Origin of the sequence: Enterovirga sp. CN4-39 (assembly GCF_049446235.1) — a bacterium.
GTDB lineage: Bacteria > Pseudomonadota > Alphaproteobacteria > Rhizobiales > Beijerinckiaceae > Enterovirga.
The window spans coordinates 1-14,525 of the sequence record NZ_JBMSEF010000040.1 but is presented as its reverse complement, the minus strand read 5'-3'; the positions used below and the strand labels follow the sequence as shown (position 1 = coordinate 14,525).

Annotated in this window: 13 protein-coding genes; 8 read left to right on the top strand and 5 right to left on the bottom strand. The window is 65.8% G+C overall.

The genetic code is table 11. The features are described 5' to 3' along the window. The first annotated feature begins 48 nt into the window (after positions 1–48). The 3 genes from ACO2SS_RS28295 to ACO2SS_RS28285 all read left to right on the top strand — a co-directional run bounded on the left by ACO2SS_RS28295 (position 49) and on the right by ACO2SS_RS28285 (position 5,924). The gene (locus ACO2SS_RS28295; RefSeq protein WP_423281213.1) at positions 49–1,827 is read left to right on the top strand and encodes an NADH-ubiquinone oxidoreductase-F iron-sulfur binding region domain-containing protein; all 1,779 of its coding nucleotides are present in this window, start codon (positions 49–51) and stop codon (positions 1,825–1,827) included. Positions 1,828–1,946: 119 nt separating this feature from the next. Further along, entirely contained in the window at positions 1,947–4,742 is a 2,796-nt protein-coding gene (fdhF, locus tag ACO2SS_RS28290) for a formate dehydrogenase subunit alpha (protein WP_423281212.1), read from the top strand. A 168-nt stretch (positions 4,743–4,910) separates the two neighbouring features. Then, positions 4,911–5,924 carry a 2-dehydropantoate 2-reductase gene (locus ACO2SS_RS28285; protein ID WP_423281211.1) on the top strand — a complete coding sequence of 338 codons (1,014 nt, stop codon included), beginning with the start codon at positions 4,911–4,913 and terminating at the stop codon, positions 5,922–5,924. A gap of 51 nt (positions 5,925–5,975) precedes the next feature. Here ACO2SS_RS28285 and ACO2SS_RS28280 read toward each other — a convergent pair whose 3' ends face one another. Further along, a complete protein-coding gene (locus ACO2SS_RS28280) occupies positions 5,976–6,275 on the bottom strand; it encodes a hypothetical protein (protein WP_423281210.1) in 300 nt (99 codons plus the stop codon). Positions 6,276–6,384: 109 nt separating this feature from the next. Continuing rightward, positions 6,385–7,404 carry a tRNA dihydrouridine(20/20a) synthase DusA gene (dusA, locus tag ACO2SS_RS28275; protein ID WP_423281209.1) on the bottom strand — a complete coding sequence of 340 codons (1,020 nt, stop codon included), beginning with the start codon at positions 7,402–7,404 and terminating at the stop codon, positions 6,385–6,387. Between the two features lie 123 nt (positions 7,405–7,527). Between dusA and ACO2SS_RS28270 the strand changes: the two genes are divergently transcribed. Further along, complete coding sequence (locus ACO2SS_RS28270; RefSeq protein WP_423281214.1) at positions 7,528–8,658, top strand: site-specific integrase; 1,131 nt, start codon at positions 7,528–7,530, stop codon at positions 8,656–8,658. A 492-nt stretch (positions 8,659–9,150) separates the two neighbouring features. Further along, complete coding sequence (locus ACO2SS_RS28265) at positions 9,151–9,315, top strand: hypothetical protein (protein ID WP_423281208.1); 165 nt, start codon at positions 9,151–9,153, stop codon at positions 9,313–9,315. A 354-nt stretch (positions 9,316–9,669) separates the two neighbouring features. Here the strand turns inward: ACO2SS_RS28265 and ACO2SS_RS28260 are convergent, their stop codons facing one another. After that, entirely contained in the window at positions 9,670–10,125 is a 456-nt protein-coding gene (locus tag ACO2SS_RS28260) for a MucR family transcriptional regulator (protein ID WP_423281207.1), read from the bottom strand. Between the two features lie 156 nt (positions 10,126–10,281). On the opposite strand from ACO2SS_RS28260, the gene ACO2SS_RS28255 reads away from it, so the two are divergent. Together ACO2SS_RS28255 and ACO2SS_RS28250 are read left to right on the top strand one after the other, a co-directional pair. After that, complete coding sequence (locus ACO2SS_RS28255) at positions 10,282–10,416, top strand: hypothetical protein (protein ID WP_423281206.1); 135 nt, start codon at positions 10,282–10,284, stop codon at positions 10,414–10,416. Positions 10,417–10,526: 110 nt separating this feature from the next. Further along, entirely contained in the window at positions 10,527–10,745 is a 219-nt protein-coding gene (locus ACO2SS_RS28250) for a DUF2934 domain-containing protein (RefSeq protein WP_423281205.1), read from the top strand. A 506-nt stretch (positions 10,746–11,251) separates the two neighbouring features. Here ACO2SS_RS28250 and ACO2SS_RS28245 read toward each other — a convergent pair. Both ACO2SS_RS28245 and ACO2SS_RS28240 read right to left on the bottom strand, forming a co-directional pair. After that, positions 11,252–11,470, bottom strand: coding sequence for a hypothetical protein (locus ACO2SS_RS28245; RefSeq protein ID WP_423281204.1), 219 nt, complete (start codon positions 11,468–11,470; stop codon positions 11,252–11,254). A 328-nt stretch (positions 11,471–11,798) separates the two neighbouring features. Further along, complete coding sequence (locus tag ACO2SS_RS28240; protein WP_423281203.1) at positions 11,799–12,530, bottom strand: SOS response-associated peptidase; 732 nt, start codon at positions 12,528–12,530, stop codon at positions 11,799–11,801. Between the two features lie 228 nt (positions 12,531–12,758). Between ACO2SS_RS28240 and ACO2SS_RS28235 the strand changes: the two genes are divergently transcribed. Further along, a partial coding sequence (locus ACO2SS_RS28235; RefSeq protein WP_423281202.1) for an Ig-like domain-containing protein occupies positions 12,759–14,525 on the top strand: 1,767 nt, incomplete at its 3' end.

The window sequence follows — 14,525 nt, the reverse complement described above, 5'->3', positions numbered from 1 at the left end:
TTCCAATCGAGATGGCCGGGCCAAGCCCGGCCATGACAAGCGTGGGCCATGAACATCCACAATCCAGGCGTTATGGCCGGGACCGCAGCGGCGCGATCGGTCCATCCGGGCTCCGGCCGCCGCAAGACCCGCGACACGCCGAAGGGCCGGCAGGTCGAGCCGAAGGCGCTTGCCGAGGTCGAGGCGCTGCTCGGCTCGCGCCCGCTTCGTGCCGACCTCCTGATCGAGCACCTTCACCTCCTGCAGGACCATTTCGGCTGCCTGCATGCGCGCCACCTCGCGGCACTCGCGAACCTGATGCGGCTCGCCCTCGTTGAGGTCTACGAGGTCGCCTCGTTCTATGCGCATTTCGACATCGTCATGGATGGCGAGCCCCCCCCACCGCCCGTGACGGTGCGCGTCTGCGACTCGCTGTCATGCGCGCTCGCCGGCGCCGAGACGCTGCTCGGCTCGCTGCAATCCTCGCTCGAGCCCGGCATCCGCGTCGTGCGGGCACCCTGCATGGGCGGCTGCCACCAGGCCCCGATGGCTGCGATTGGCCATGCCCTGCACCCGCATGCGACGGTTGAGAGCGTCACGTCCGAGGCGCAGGCCGGCCACACGCATCCGCAGGTCCCCGGCTATCCGGATTTCGAGGCCTACCAGGCGGGCGGCGGCTACAGGCTCCTGTCCGAACTCCTCGACGGCAAGCGCACCGTCGAGGACGTCATCAAGACGATGGAGGATTCGGGCCTGCGCGGCCTCGGCGGCGCCGGCTTCCCGACCGGCCGGAAGTGGCGCTTCGTCCGGGCCGAGCCGGCGCCGCGCCTCATGGCCGTGAACGGCGACGAGGGCGAGCCCGGCACCTTCAAGGACCGGCATTACCTGGAGACCGATCCCCACCGCTTCCTGGAGGGCATGCTGGTCGGCGCGCTCGCGGTCGAGGCGGAGGACGTCTACATCTACCTGCGCGACGAGTATCCGCAGTGCCGCGAGATCCTCCTGCGGGAGATCCCGAAAGTCGAGGCGGCCGGCCTCTCTAAACGCACCCGCATCCATCTCCGTCGCGGTGCCGGCGCCTATATCTGCGGCGAGGAGAGCGCGATGCTCGAATCGATCGAGGGCAAGCGCGGCCTGCCACGGCACAAGCCGCCCTTCCCGAGCCAGGTCGGCCTCTTCGGCCGCCCGACGCTGATCAACAATGTCGAGACGCTCTTCTGGGTGCGCGAGATCGTCGAGAAGGGACCCGAGTGGTTCGGCTCGCACGGCCGGAACGGCCGCAAGGGCCTGCGCACCTTCTCCGTCTCCGGCCGGGTCCACGAGCCGGGCGTGAAGCTCGCGCCCGCCGGCATCACGGTCCGCGAGCTCATCGACGGATATTGCGGCGGCATGGCCGAGGGCCACGTCTTCAAGGGCTACCTGCCGGGCGGCGCGTCCGGCGGCATCCTGCCCGCCTCGATGGGCGACATCCCGCTGGATTTCGGAACCCTGGAGCCGCACGGCTCATTCATCGGCTCGGCCGCCGTCGTGGTCCTGTCCGACCGGGACAACATGCGGGACGTCGCGCTGAACCTCATGAAGTTCTTCGAGGACGAATCCTGCGGACAGTGCACGCCCTGCCGGATCGGGACCGAAAAGGCGGTCACGATCATGGAGCGCGACCGCTGGGACGAGGACCTGCTGAACGAGCTGACCAAGGTCATGACGGACGCTTCCATCTGCGGCCTCGGCCAGGCGGCCATGAACCCGGTGAAGCAGGTCATGAAGCATTTCCGCGACGACTTCGCGGGCCTCGCGCCCGCGGTCGCAGCGGAAGAGCCCACCCCCGGCAAGCCGGCGCGGTATTGAGATGCTCGACGGCGTCATGGCCGGGCTTGTCCCGGCCACCCCGATCCGAAGGCATCGATCATCGATCGAGATGGCCGGCACAAGGCCGGCCATGACAAAATGGAACAGGGAGACAGCGAGTGTCTGACGGGCTCCCCATCTTCGAACCCATCTCCTTCACGCTCGACGGGAAGGAGGTCACCGCCCGCCCTGGCGAGACGATCTGGCAGGTCGCGAGCCGGCACGGCACCGACATCCCGCATCTCTGCTACTCGCCGAAGCCGGGCTACCGGCCGGACGGCAATTGCCGCGCCTGCATGGTCGAGGTCGAGGGCGAGCGGGTGCTCGCCGCCTCCTGCATCCGCAAGCCCACACCGGGCATGAAGGTGAAGAGCGCCTCCGAGCGGGCGGAGGCGTCGCGCAAGCTCGTGTTCGAGCTGCTGCTGGCCGACCAGCCCGAGCGCGAATGCGCGCATGATCCGAACTCGGCCTTCTGGACCTGGTCGGACCGGATCGAACTCGCGGACAGCCGCTTCCCGGCCGTGGACCGGCCGAACAAGGCCGACGACTTCTCTCACCCGGCCATGGCCGTGCAGCTCGATGCCTGCATCCATTGCGGGCTCTGCGTGCGCGCCTGCCGCGAGGTCCAGGTCAACGATGTGATCGGCATGGCCTATCGCGGCCATGGCGAGAAGATCGTCTTCGACTTCGACGACCCGATGGGCGGCTCGACCTGCGTCTCCTGCGGGGAATGCGTCCAGGCCTGCCCCACGGGCGCCCTGATGGAAAAGGCGCTCGTCGACGAGCAGGGCGTGTTCACCAACGCGCCCGACCGCGAGGTGGATTCCGTCTGCCCCTATTGCGGCGTCGGCTGCCAGCTCACCTACCAGATCAAGGACGACAAGATCGTCGCCGTTCAGGGCCGCGACGGCCCGTCGAACCAGGAGCGCCTCTGCGTGAAGGGGCGGTTCGGCTTCGACTACGTCCACCATGCCGACCGGCTTACGGTGCCCCTCATCCGGAAGGATGGCGTCTCCAAGCACGACGTCGACATCGATCCCATGAACCCGCTGACGCATTTCCGCGAGGCGACCTGGGAAGAGGCCATGGAGAAGGCGGCTGGCGGGCTCGCCAGGATCCGCGACACGCTCGGCGGGGGCGCCCTCGCCGGCTTCGGCTCCGCCAAGGGCTCGAACGAGGAGGCCTACCTCTTCCAGAAGCTCGTCCGCGCCGGGTTCGGCACCAACAACGTCGATCACTGCACCCGGCTCTGCCACGCATCCTCGGTTGCCGGCCTGCTGGAAGGCGTCGGCTCGGGCGCCGTCTCCGCGCCGTTCATGTCGGCCAAGGATGCGGACGTGATCGTGGTGATCGGCGCGAACCCGATCGAGAACCACCCGGTCGCCGCGACCTTCTTCAAGAACGCGGCCGAGCGCGGCGCGAAGCTGATCGTCATGGATCCGCGCGGCGTCGCCTTGAAGCGTTTCGCGACCTACATGCTGCAGTTCAAGCCGGGACGCGACGTCTCGATGCTGAACGCCATCCTGCACACGATCGTGGAGGAGAAGCTCTACGACCAGCAATACGTGCAGGCGAATGCCGACGACTTCGAGAAGCTCGTCGAGAACGTGAAGAACTATCCCCCCGAGGAGATGGAGAAGATCTGCGGCATCCCGGCCGAGACGCTCCGCGAGGTGGCGCGGGTCTACGCCCGGGCTGAATCGGCGATCATCTTCTGGGGCATGGGCGTCAGCCAGCACATCCACGGCACCGACAACACCCGCTGCCTCATCGCGATGGCGCTCTCCACCGGCCAGATCGGCCGCCCTGGCACGGGCCTCCACCCGCTCCGCGGCCAGAACAACGTGCAGGGCGCATCCGATGCCGGCCTGATCCCGATGTTCTTCCCCGACTACAAATCGGTCGAGGATCCGGAGATCCGCGTCCGCTACGAGGAGCTCTGGGGCACCAAGCTCGATCCGAAGCGGGGTCTCACGGTCGTCGAGATCATGGACGCGATCCACGACGACCAGATCCGCGGCATGTACATCATGGGCGAGAACCCGGCGATGTCGGACCCGGACGTGCAGCATGCGCGCGAGGCTTTGGCCAAGCTCGACCACCTCGTCGTGCAGGACATCTTCCTGACCGAGACGGCGAAATACGCCGACGTCGTGCTCCCTGCCTCCGCCTGGCCCGAGAAGGACGGCACGGTCTCCAATACGAACCGGCAGGTGCAGATGGGGCGGGCCGCCCTCCCCCTCCCCGGCCAGGCGCGGCAAGACCTCGACATCATCATCGACCTGGCGAACCGGCTCGGGCTCGACTGGCGCTACAATCACGTCAGCGAGGTCTTCGCGGAGATGGCCTCCGTCATGCCGTCCCTCGCCAACATCACGTGGGAGCGGGTGGAGCGCGAATACTCCGTCACCTACCCCTGCGACGGGCCGGACGAGCCCGGGCAGGACATCGTCTTCGGCAACGGCTTCCCGACCAAGACAGGACGGGCGAAGTTCGTGCCGGCTAAGCTCATCTCGCCTGCCGAGGAGCCGGATACCGAGTACCCCTTCGTGCTGACGACTGGGCGGCAGCTCGAGCACTGGCACACCGGCTCGATGACCCGCCGCTCGCAGGTGCTCGACGATCTCGAGCCGGAGGCCGTCGCCTATGTGTCCGCGCGCGACATGGAGCGCCTTGGCGCCCATACGGGCGAGTTCATCCAGGTCTCGACCCGCCGCGGCACCATCCAGCTCAAGGCGCGCATCGACGGCATGATCCCGCCGGGGCTGATCTTCATCCCCTTCGCCTATGCCGAGGCGGCCGCGAACGTGCTCACCAACCCGCAGCTCGACCCGTTCGGGAAGATCCCGGAATTCAAGTATTGCGCGGCGAAGATCGAGCGCGTGCCCGAGCCGGTGCTGCAGGCGGCGGAGTAGCTCCGCTCTCGTTCCCATCCCCCTGGTGGGGAGGGGCTAGGGGTGGGGGGCCGTCTCGGTCGAACTCCTTTGTCCCGCCCCCCATCCGGCCCTCGTCCCCGGTCTTCGCCCGGGGATCGGGGGCCACCTTCCCCACAAGGGGGAAGGCAATCGACCAGCGAGGACAGCATGAAAATCTGTATCTACGGCGCCGGGGCGATCGGCGGGTTCATGGGCGTGGGCCTCGCCCAGAGCGGCGCGGAGGTGTCCCTCATCGCCCGCGGCGCGCACCTGAAGGCGATCCAGGAGAACGGCCTCACGATCCGGGGAAAGGACGGCGAGCGCAACGCGAAGCTCCGCGCCACCTCCGACCCGGCCGAGCTCGGGCCGCAGGACTACGTCATCGTAGCCCTCAAGGCGCATCAGGCCTGGGAGGCGGCGGAAGCCATGCAGCCTCTGCTCGGGCCCGACACCGCGGTCGTCACGGCGCAGAACGGCATTCCCTGGTGGTACTTCTATGGCTTCGAGGGCCAGTTCGCGAACCTGCAGCTGCAAAGCGTCGATCCGGACGGCCGCCAGTGGCGCGCGATCGGACCCGAGCGCGCCATCGCCTGCACGGTCTATCCCGCGACGGAGATCACCGAGCCGGGCGTCATCAAGCACATCTATGGCGACCGCTTCGGCCTCGGGGAGCCGACGGGGAAGGTCACCGAGCGGCTGACGCGCCTTGCGGAGGTGTTCGAGAAAGGCGGGCTCAAGCCGAAGGTCGACCCCAAGATCCGGGACGACATCTGGCTGAAGCTCTGGGGCAATCTCTGCTTCAACCCCATCTCGGCGCTCACCCACGCGACGCTGGACGTGGTGGCGACCGATCCGGGCACGCGGGCGGTCGCGCGCGGCATGATGGCAGAGGCGGAGAAGATCGCGCGCCGCATCGGCACGCATTTTCGGGTCGGGATCGAGAGGCGGATCGACGGGGCAGCAGGAGTTGGCGCGCACCGCACCTCCATGCTGCAGGATCTCGACAAGGGCCGACCGATCGAGCTCGATGCCCTTCTGACCGTGGTGCAGGAGATGGGCCGGCTGGTGGATGTAGACACCCCGACCATCGACATCGTGCTGGCGCTCACACAGCAGATGGGCCGGGTCGCGGGCGTCTACCCCGTCTATCCGGAGCAGACGGAAGCCGTGCGGCTCGACTGAGCCATCGTTAGCTCCGGGCGAGCGAGCCGCCCGGAGCAGGTCACGCACCGCTCAGCGGCAGATGCGCCGCGTCTCGACGATCACCCGGCCACCCGGACGCCGGATGCGCTCCTTGACGACGCGGCAGTCTCTGCCCCGGCGAACGTCCGGCCGGCAGGTGCGGACAGTGCGCCACTCGACCCGGCCACCCGGCCGGCGGACGCGCTCACGCCGCGTGACGCAGGCGACGTCCTCGATCAGGGAGCCGGTCTTCGCCAGCCCGGGGTCCATGAACTTCGCCGCCTGCGACGGCGTCGCGGCGAGGATCGCTCCAGCCGCCAGCGCAGCCATTCCGACGATCAGACGCTTCATCCGCATTTCTCCTTTGTGCGGGGGTGGCAGGGTTCGAACCACCGTGGCGGTTCGATGTTCCTTGGCGGAGTAGACCAACAGAGTTAACGGCACCGCATTAGACGCCCCGTCAGGCCGCCTCGTCGAGCGCCGCCTCGCGCGCAACCAGCCCGACCGCATCGCGGAGCGTCTGGAGATCGGCATCCGGGCGTGTACCCGCGGTGGCCAGATGGCGGCGATAGGCGCGCGCACCGGGCCGGCCGTTGAACAGCCCCAGCATGTGGCGGGTCATGTTGTGGAGCCGAAGCCCCTCAGCGAGCCGGGCCGCAACATAGGGCTCATAGAGCGCGATCGCCTCGAACGGGTCGGAGGCCGGCGGCTCCTCGCCGAAGATCTCCCGATCGACCGCGAGCAGGATCGCCGGGTCCTGGTAGGCCGCGCGCCCGAGCATGGCGCCATCGACATGCTCCAGGTGAGCCTTCGCCTCGGAGACGGTCCGGACGCCGCCGTTGATCGCGATCGGCTTCTCGGGCCAAGCCCGCTTCAGCTCGTAGACGCGGGCGTAATCGAGCGGTGGGATGTCCCGGTTCTCCTTGGGTGAAAGGCCCTGGAGCCAAGCCTTGCGGGCATGCACGACCAGCGCATCCGCTCCAACGGAGAAGACGGCCCGGGCCATGTCGTCGAGCGCCGGGCCAATATCCTGGTCGTCGACCCCAAGGCGGCACTTCACGGTGACCGGCACCGAGACGGCCGCCTTCATCGCGACGACGCAATCCCCGACGAGCGCGGGCTCCCGCATCAGGCAGGCGCCGAAGCGCCCGTCCTGCACGCGGTCCGACGGGCAGCCGACATTGAGGTTGATCTCGTCATACCCGAACCCCTCCGCGATCCGCGCGGCCTCCGCGAGATCCTTCGGATCCGACCCGCCGAGTTGCACCGCGATCGGATGCTCCGGGTCGGAGAAGCCGAGCAGCCGCTCGCGCGGCCCGTGTATGACCGCGCCCGTCGTGACCATCTCGGTATAGAGCCGCACCCGCCGCGACAGGGTGCGATGGAAGGCCCGGCAATGCCGATCCGTCCAATCCATCATGGGTGCTATAGCGAAGCGCCAAGCATTGAAATCGCTGGATTTCCGTTCCACGTCCGCCACTTACACCCTGCTTCGGCTGTCTCGTTCCGGTGCCGTTTGGGCCCGTTTTGGCCCGAAATGTTGCCGTCTGTACAGCAATGCTATACCACCCAGGCCCTTGCTGTACCGGAGAAAGGCGCGGCCGTGGGCACGATCATCGAACGGCCGCGAAAGGGTGGAGCAGTTGGATACCACGCCCAGATCGTCGTCAAAAGCGAGGGGATCCTACACCGCGAGACGAAGACCTTTGACCGGCACCAGGCCGCCGCGGCCTGGATCAAGCGGCGCGAGCGTGAACTGAGGGAGCCTGGGGCGCTCGCGCTTGCAAAAGTTGACGACCCGACCCTGTCGGCCGTCATAGACCGTTATGTGAAGGATACTCGTCGGCCCCTGGGTCGGACCAAGGCGCAGGTCCTGAACACCATCAAAGGCTTCGACTTCGCCGAGAAGCGCTGCTCGACTATCACGAGCGCCGACCTGGTCGCGTTCGCCCAGGAGCTGCTGACGGGCCGCCAGCCGCAGACCGTGGCGAACTACCTCGCCCACCTCAGCTCGGTGTTCGCGATCGCGAAGCCGGCGTGGGGCTACCCCCTTGATTCCGGTCAGATGGACGCGGCGTTGAAGGTATCCAAGCGGCTCGGCCTCACGGCCAAGTCAACCACCCGTGACCGGCGTCCTACCCTCGCTGAACTCGACAAGCTGATGACCCACTTCGGCGAGCGGCAGCAGCGCCGACCCGGCGTGGTGCCCATGCAAAAGGTCATCGCCTTCGCGATCTTCTCGACACGGCGCCAGGAGGAGATTACCCGGATCCAGCGAGCGGACCTGGACGTCGGGGGAAAGCGCATCCTCGTGCGCGACATGAAGAACCCCGGCGAGAAGCAGGGGAACGACGTGTGGTGCGACCTCCCCGACCCGGCGCTCGCCATCATCCAGTCCATGCCGGAGCGCGACGGCCCGATCTTTCCCTACACCACCGACGCGATCGGGGCAGCGTTCACGCGGGCCTGCGCGCTTCTCGGCATCGAAGACTTGCACTTCCACGACCTGCGCCACGACGGCGTTTCTCGCCTGTTCGAGATGGGCATGAACATCCCGCACGCTGCGGCCGTATCAGGGCACCGCTCCTGGACCAGCCTGAAGCGCTACACGCATCTCCGGCAGAGCGGCGATAAATACGCGTCTTGGAAGTGGGCCACCCTCGTGACGACCCCGGAGTTGCCAGGTGAGCGTCCGCTATCGGTAGAACAGGGCGCTTCCGCCCTAAGCCGCTGATCCCATGGTCTCCCGTTTACAAGATTCGCCAGATCCGCCCCATTGCCGCGCTATGAACGCCCGCGCTGTGTAAAATCTCAGAGCCCGAGCCAGCCTGCAAACTGATGTCCTCCCCTCTCCCCGCGGAAACTGGATAGGGCTAGCTTTTATCGGAATGGCTCTGGCGGCGGTGGAGAGAGCGATTTGGACAGCTTTCCAGTAAAGTTCAGCCAGACAATCTTCTGGACTGAGCGGGACGGGACAAAGCGGAAGGCCACCGTCAGTGGATGCAGGACCCCTGGCGAGGCGAGAGCCGCCGTATTCCGAAAGGCGCGCGAGATGGGCTGGACAGAGCCCCGCTGGTGGCAATGGTGGCGGTGGAGCGATAGTCGTCTGGCCCCTCCCGCCTCTCAGGGCTGATAGCCGCAGGCGCTCGGATTGGAGGGGGGCGAGGTGAAAAGTCTGGACGCAGCGATTGAGGACTATCGATCAAGGCAGGCCCGGGCGCAGGAGATGCTGGACGACATCAACTCCGGCACCTTCTACGCCGAACGCAAGACAGGCGACCTGCAGTGGACCGACACGACGGAGTATTGGCGCACCAAGCTGGAGCGCGAAATAGCGGACGTCGGGCGTCTCATCCAAGCCCTTGAGGCGCGCGCCTCCGCAGAGGCGTGACCACCATCCGCCCCGCGCTTGCCGTCGCGGCCGGCGTCAATTCGGACGCTGCGTTCGCGAAGTGGGCCTGGCCGCTGATCTGGCGATCGCCGCAGTTCGAAATCGGACTGGGTCGGCGCACGGCCAACTCCCGCGCCGTGTCGCGCGTTATCGGTCATGGACGGCGTGGCTTTCCTTTTCCTCGGGTTGTTCTTCCCGCCGGTCGTGGTGCTCCTCGCGATGCTTATGACGCACCCGATCGGGCGGCTGACCTGAGTGGGGCGCCCCGACGAGATATCAACCTGAGGCGCTAACCGGCCGCTTGTTGAGGGCGGGTCCGGGGCTGGCAGCTCTTCCGCCGCCCCCTCGTGCAGGCTAGGCGGACTTCCCCCGTCCGCCACGCTTCGGCTTCACCGGCTCGGGCTCACGCTTCCGACCAAGACCCAGGGCCTTGGCGAGCTCAGACCGCTGCTTGGCGTAGTTCGGAGCCACCATTGGGTAATCAGACGGCAGCCCCCACTTCTCGCGATACTGCTGGGGCGTAAGGTCGTAACCGGATAGGTGCCGCTTCAGCGACTTGTACTGACGCCCGTCCTCAAGGCTAATCAGGTAATCGGGCGTGATCGACTTCCGGATCGACACGGGAGGAACCAGCTTCTCCGGCGCGACTTCTATCGGCTTAGTGAGGCTCGCCAGCGCTCCATACGTGTCGGCAATGACCGTAGGAAGATCTGCGGCACGAACGGGGTTGTTTCCGACGTAAGCGCTGACGATCACTGCGGCGAGTTCTGTAAGTTCAGCGGAAGAGATACTGGTTTCGGCTTCTGCCATGGCGCTTACTCTGTTGTCATTCGATCTGGGCCTTCTTGCCTCGACTGCCCGATCAGTCAAGCTCGCTGACAGGCGAAGCCTCGTACGCTACCAACAGAAAATCTCATGAAGCGGACGAGATGGTTGGGTCGAGAGCCGTCTGTATGGAACCGGGAGTTGCCGGGCACCGTTGCGCGAGTTGGGTTCAACATGTCCGCCGTGCGGCTCGGCATCATCGTCGGCGTGGCTGTCGCAACTATCCTGGTCATCCAGGCGGTGCGTGCGACAGGACGGTGGCTCGGGCTTTGGTGAATCAGTTGCGGGGCGGTCCTACTCCGCCCGCGTCGCCTTACTGCCCACACGTCGCAAATGCATAGACGGTGTTTGCGGACGGTGTTTGCGGCGGGAAAAATGAGGCTGAGATGAGCAATCAGGTCACCAAGGAGCAGATACGAACTCGAGCATTGGAACTCTGGGAGCAAAACGGTCGGCCGCTCGGCAAGGATCTCGAGTTTTGGCTCCAGGCGGAACGCGAGTTGAAGGCTGCAGCAGCGACCGGTGACTCTAGCCCAGACGCAGACAGCGAAATGCGGAGCGGAGCGCCCGACCCCTCCTCTAGCAGAGGACCACGTACCAACTGACAGGGAGCAACCTACCGGCGCGTTGTGGGTTGGCCTCGGCGTAGACCGGCAAGCAAGCAAGCTTCGCCGCTCAAGAGGTCTTTTACCATGAGACGTACTCTTCTGACTCTGGCTGCCTTAGGCGTTACAGGCGCGATGGCATCCTCGGCCTTCGCACAGGGAGCGGTGCAGCGTAGCGGCACAGATGCGGGCGGACCTGCAAATTCGGTGCGCTCCGGCGATGTGGTTGCACCGGGCGCCGCGCCCAATGCTGCGGTTCCGACTGTCGTCAACCCGGGCGGACCTGGCGCGGTCAACTCAGGCCCCGGAGCGACGGGCACGGTTCGAACCGAGGGCACCGGCGCAGGCAGCGTGTCGAACAACCCTGCGGGAGCCAGCAACGCACAAATGCCTTCTCGCGCAAGCTCGACGCCCTCGGGCAACGGCTCTGGAAGCAGGTAGCCGCGCGCTTGGCCCCGTCTGCTGCGAACTGACGGGGCCTTCCCTTTCGGGCGACCGCGGCAGAGCTAGCTCGGTCGCCAGAGATCGTCCGGCCTGGCCCTACGCTCCGCCTCATCCCGCCGGGCCTGGGCTGAGATCCGCTCGGCCTCGAGCTTCGCCATGTCGAGTAGATAGGCCAGCGTGCCATTCCCGTCGGTCTCCGCACGATCTCGCAGAACCTCGATTGCCAGAACCATGTCGTCGGGCGCGTGAATCCGGACGATTGGGACCGAGGAGCTGGGCATCAGTTCCGCTCCGCACGCTCGAAAGCTCTGACCGCAGCCGGACACTCGTGCTGATGCTCCCTCACTCGCTCGGCTGTGAGCCGAACCCTTGTCTCGTGCATCCGACGAGCACGATCGAGCTGGGCGGCGGATTCTGTGGCCTCCTGAATCAGTTCTATCGTGGCTTGCCCGACGGCAGCCAGGCGATCGTCCGATATGCCGCACGCGGCGGCCGCTCCAATCACGTCGGCAGACCGCAAGGCCATGCTTTCCGCCTTGGAGAGCTGCCGGACCGCATGGGCCGGACTAGCGGCCACGAGCGCTACGACGAGGAGAGCTGCCCGGCCGATCACGCGGCTGCCGCCCGTGGCTCGTCCTTCTTCACCCCTCGCGCAACGATCTGGAGCGCCCCGTCCGGCAGCGGCCGCTGTAGCGCTCGGGCTTCTGACCACGGCGCCCGCAGCCAGACGTCCCATTCCTCGACCGTGGTCAGGATCACCGGCATGGCCTTCGGGTGGATGGCGCCAACCTCCGCGTTCGGATCCGTCGTGAGGAAGCCGTAGAGGTCGTTCGTCGTCTCGCCTTCCTTGACCTTGCGGACGCTGGTCCAGCTCTCGACCTTTAGGCCCGCGAAGGCCACCATCGGGCGGTCCTCGCTCAAGGCGAACCAGATGTCGCCGCCGGCCTCGCGGTTGAACTCGCTGAAGCTGGTGAACGGGACGAGGCAGCGGTTCTCGGGCTCGAGCCAGCGCTTCCAGTGCCTGCTGTCCGTCCGGCGCACGTTGGTGGTGCCGATATCCGGCTCCATCCGGAGCAGCTGCTGGAAGTCGACCGGCTTGCCCTTGGCCTCGAGCTTCTCAGCTCGCTTGGTTGCCGCGTCGAGCTGGGCCTTCTGCGACGAGGGCAGTCCCCAACGCATCATGGCCGAGACCCGCTGGCCCTCATTCAGGTGGATCACTGGGGCCGAGTGGTCCGGGAACACGCCCGGCAGCCAAGGCAGGTTGCCGGTCAGGTCGCGGCCTACCTTGAACAGGTTGCGGATCGCTTCCTGGTTCGTCGTGACGCTGTAGAGGTTGCACATGCGGCCTAGCTTAGCGGACCTTTTCCGAACTGCTATGCGGTGTCTGTTCCCAGCAGACGCAGCAGCCCTCAGGCAGATCACCTTTACGAGCCGCGGGTGCAACGCGAAGAGTTCGTCGATGTTTGGCTCCTTCAGAAAAGACAACGCTTGTCAATCCTCTGAAGAGAGGGGTCAGACAGTGAAACGATCTGCTAGAGCTTTAGATCTTCGTCTGCTCAGGACCCTCGTATGGCCATTCAGTTCACGTCGCCGGCCTCGGTTTCAGTGCCGGAGGGTGGAACGCCCAATCTAAAAATATCGGCCATCAACACGAATAGCTCAAACATGCCTGTAAACATCGTGTTGTCTGGCGACGTAGATCTGTTCCGGCATTCAGGGCTTGACCACTTTCTAGGCGACGGAGAGGCAAGCCAGTACTTCCCGAACGGTGTGGACTACGATCGCCCGGTTAAAACCGTCTACGAGCTCACAGCTCACGCCGTGAGCGAGTGGTATGATGATGAGGGCTATCACCGCGAGGAGGCCACACAAACCTTCCAGCTCAACATCACTGATCTACCTATACCGGACCACTCAGATTTCGAGAGCCCGTCGAGCTTCTCCATCAGGGAGACCTCGGGCGAGTCTCGCGTCCTCCAAAGCTCCTCGTGGGAATTGAGCGCTTTCGGCGCGACCCACACGTCGCCAGCATCGGAGACCCAGAACAGCGGTCCCCTACAGTTTACGCTCGTTGACGATGATGGCGGCAACTTCGAGTCGTTCGTAGGCGGCGGCTACTCCGACCCCTATTACAACCCCACCGGATTCTGGATCCGGACCAAGGCCGGTGCTTCGATCCAGGTCGGCGAGGACGGGACCGCACAGAGGCACATCAAGGTCCAGATCACTGACGGCACGAACTACGATGTCGTCGATATGACGATCAATGTGGAGAACGTGCTGCCGACGGCCCCGGTCGATGCGGACCCTACCGGCAACGGAACTCAGAGCGGGAACGTCCTAAGCGGGTTTGTGCTCGAGAACGCTGCGGCGGGCACGGCTGTTGGCCTCACGGCGCGCTCAAATGACCCGGGCAACACCCCGCTCCGATACTACTTCGCGAACGGAACGCAGGAGCTTCTTGTCGACCAAGCGACGGGGTTCACCATCGACCCCGAAACGGGCGTCGTGCGCGTTGGCAACGGCCGGGCACTCGACTTCGAGACCACGCCGCAAATCTTCTTGCAAATTGGAGCGACCGACGGAAGGCCCGGATCTTACGCCGTCACAACCTTCGGAATAGGCATCGGCGACGTTAATGAAGCGCCGGTTTTCGACCAATCTTTGCTGTCTGGAACGCCGAATTTCTTTGTAAACGAGAATACAATCGCAGTCGGCGACATCGGCTACCTTGTGACCGATCCCGACGGGCCCGCGACCCAGCCCACGTTCTCCATAACCGGAGGCGCCGATGCGGCACGTTTCACCATCAGCCCGGCCGGCGAAATCGCCTTCGCGGCCGCCCCCGACTTCGATGCGCCCGGGGACGCAGACGGGAACAATCTCTACGAGATCGAAGTGACGGCCGCGGACCCACTCGGCGCGGCCGCCAGCACCTTATTAACAATCCGCGTCGACAACGTGAACGAGGCTCCCACGATCACGAACCGGACCTTCACGGTCGCGAGCGGCGCAACGACGATCGGGACAATCGGGGCCGTTGACCCGGACGCGGGCGACACGCTGAGGTTCTCCTTCGTGCCGGACGATTATGAGTCACAAGGCAAGTTCCTGCTCGATGGCTTGACGGGCGCTATCCGGTTCAGCAGCCCTCGAGCTTACGACTCGAACAATCACACGATTACGGCCCCTATCGTGGTAACGGACGCGGCTGGTCGCTCTGACACGCAGACGGTCACGGTGGAGATACTGCCACCGCCGGCGCCGACGGACACGACGCCGCCCGCGTTCAGCTCCGCCTCGATCAGCGGTCCGACCCTCCTCCTCACCTATGAC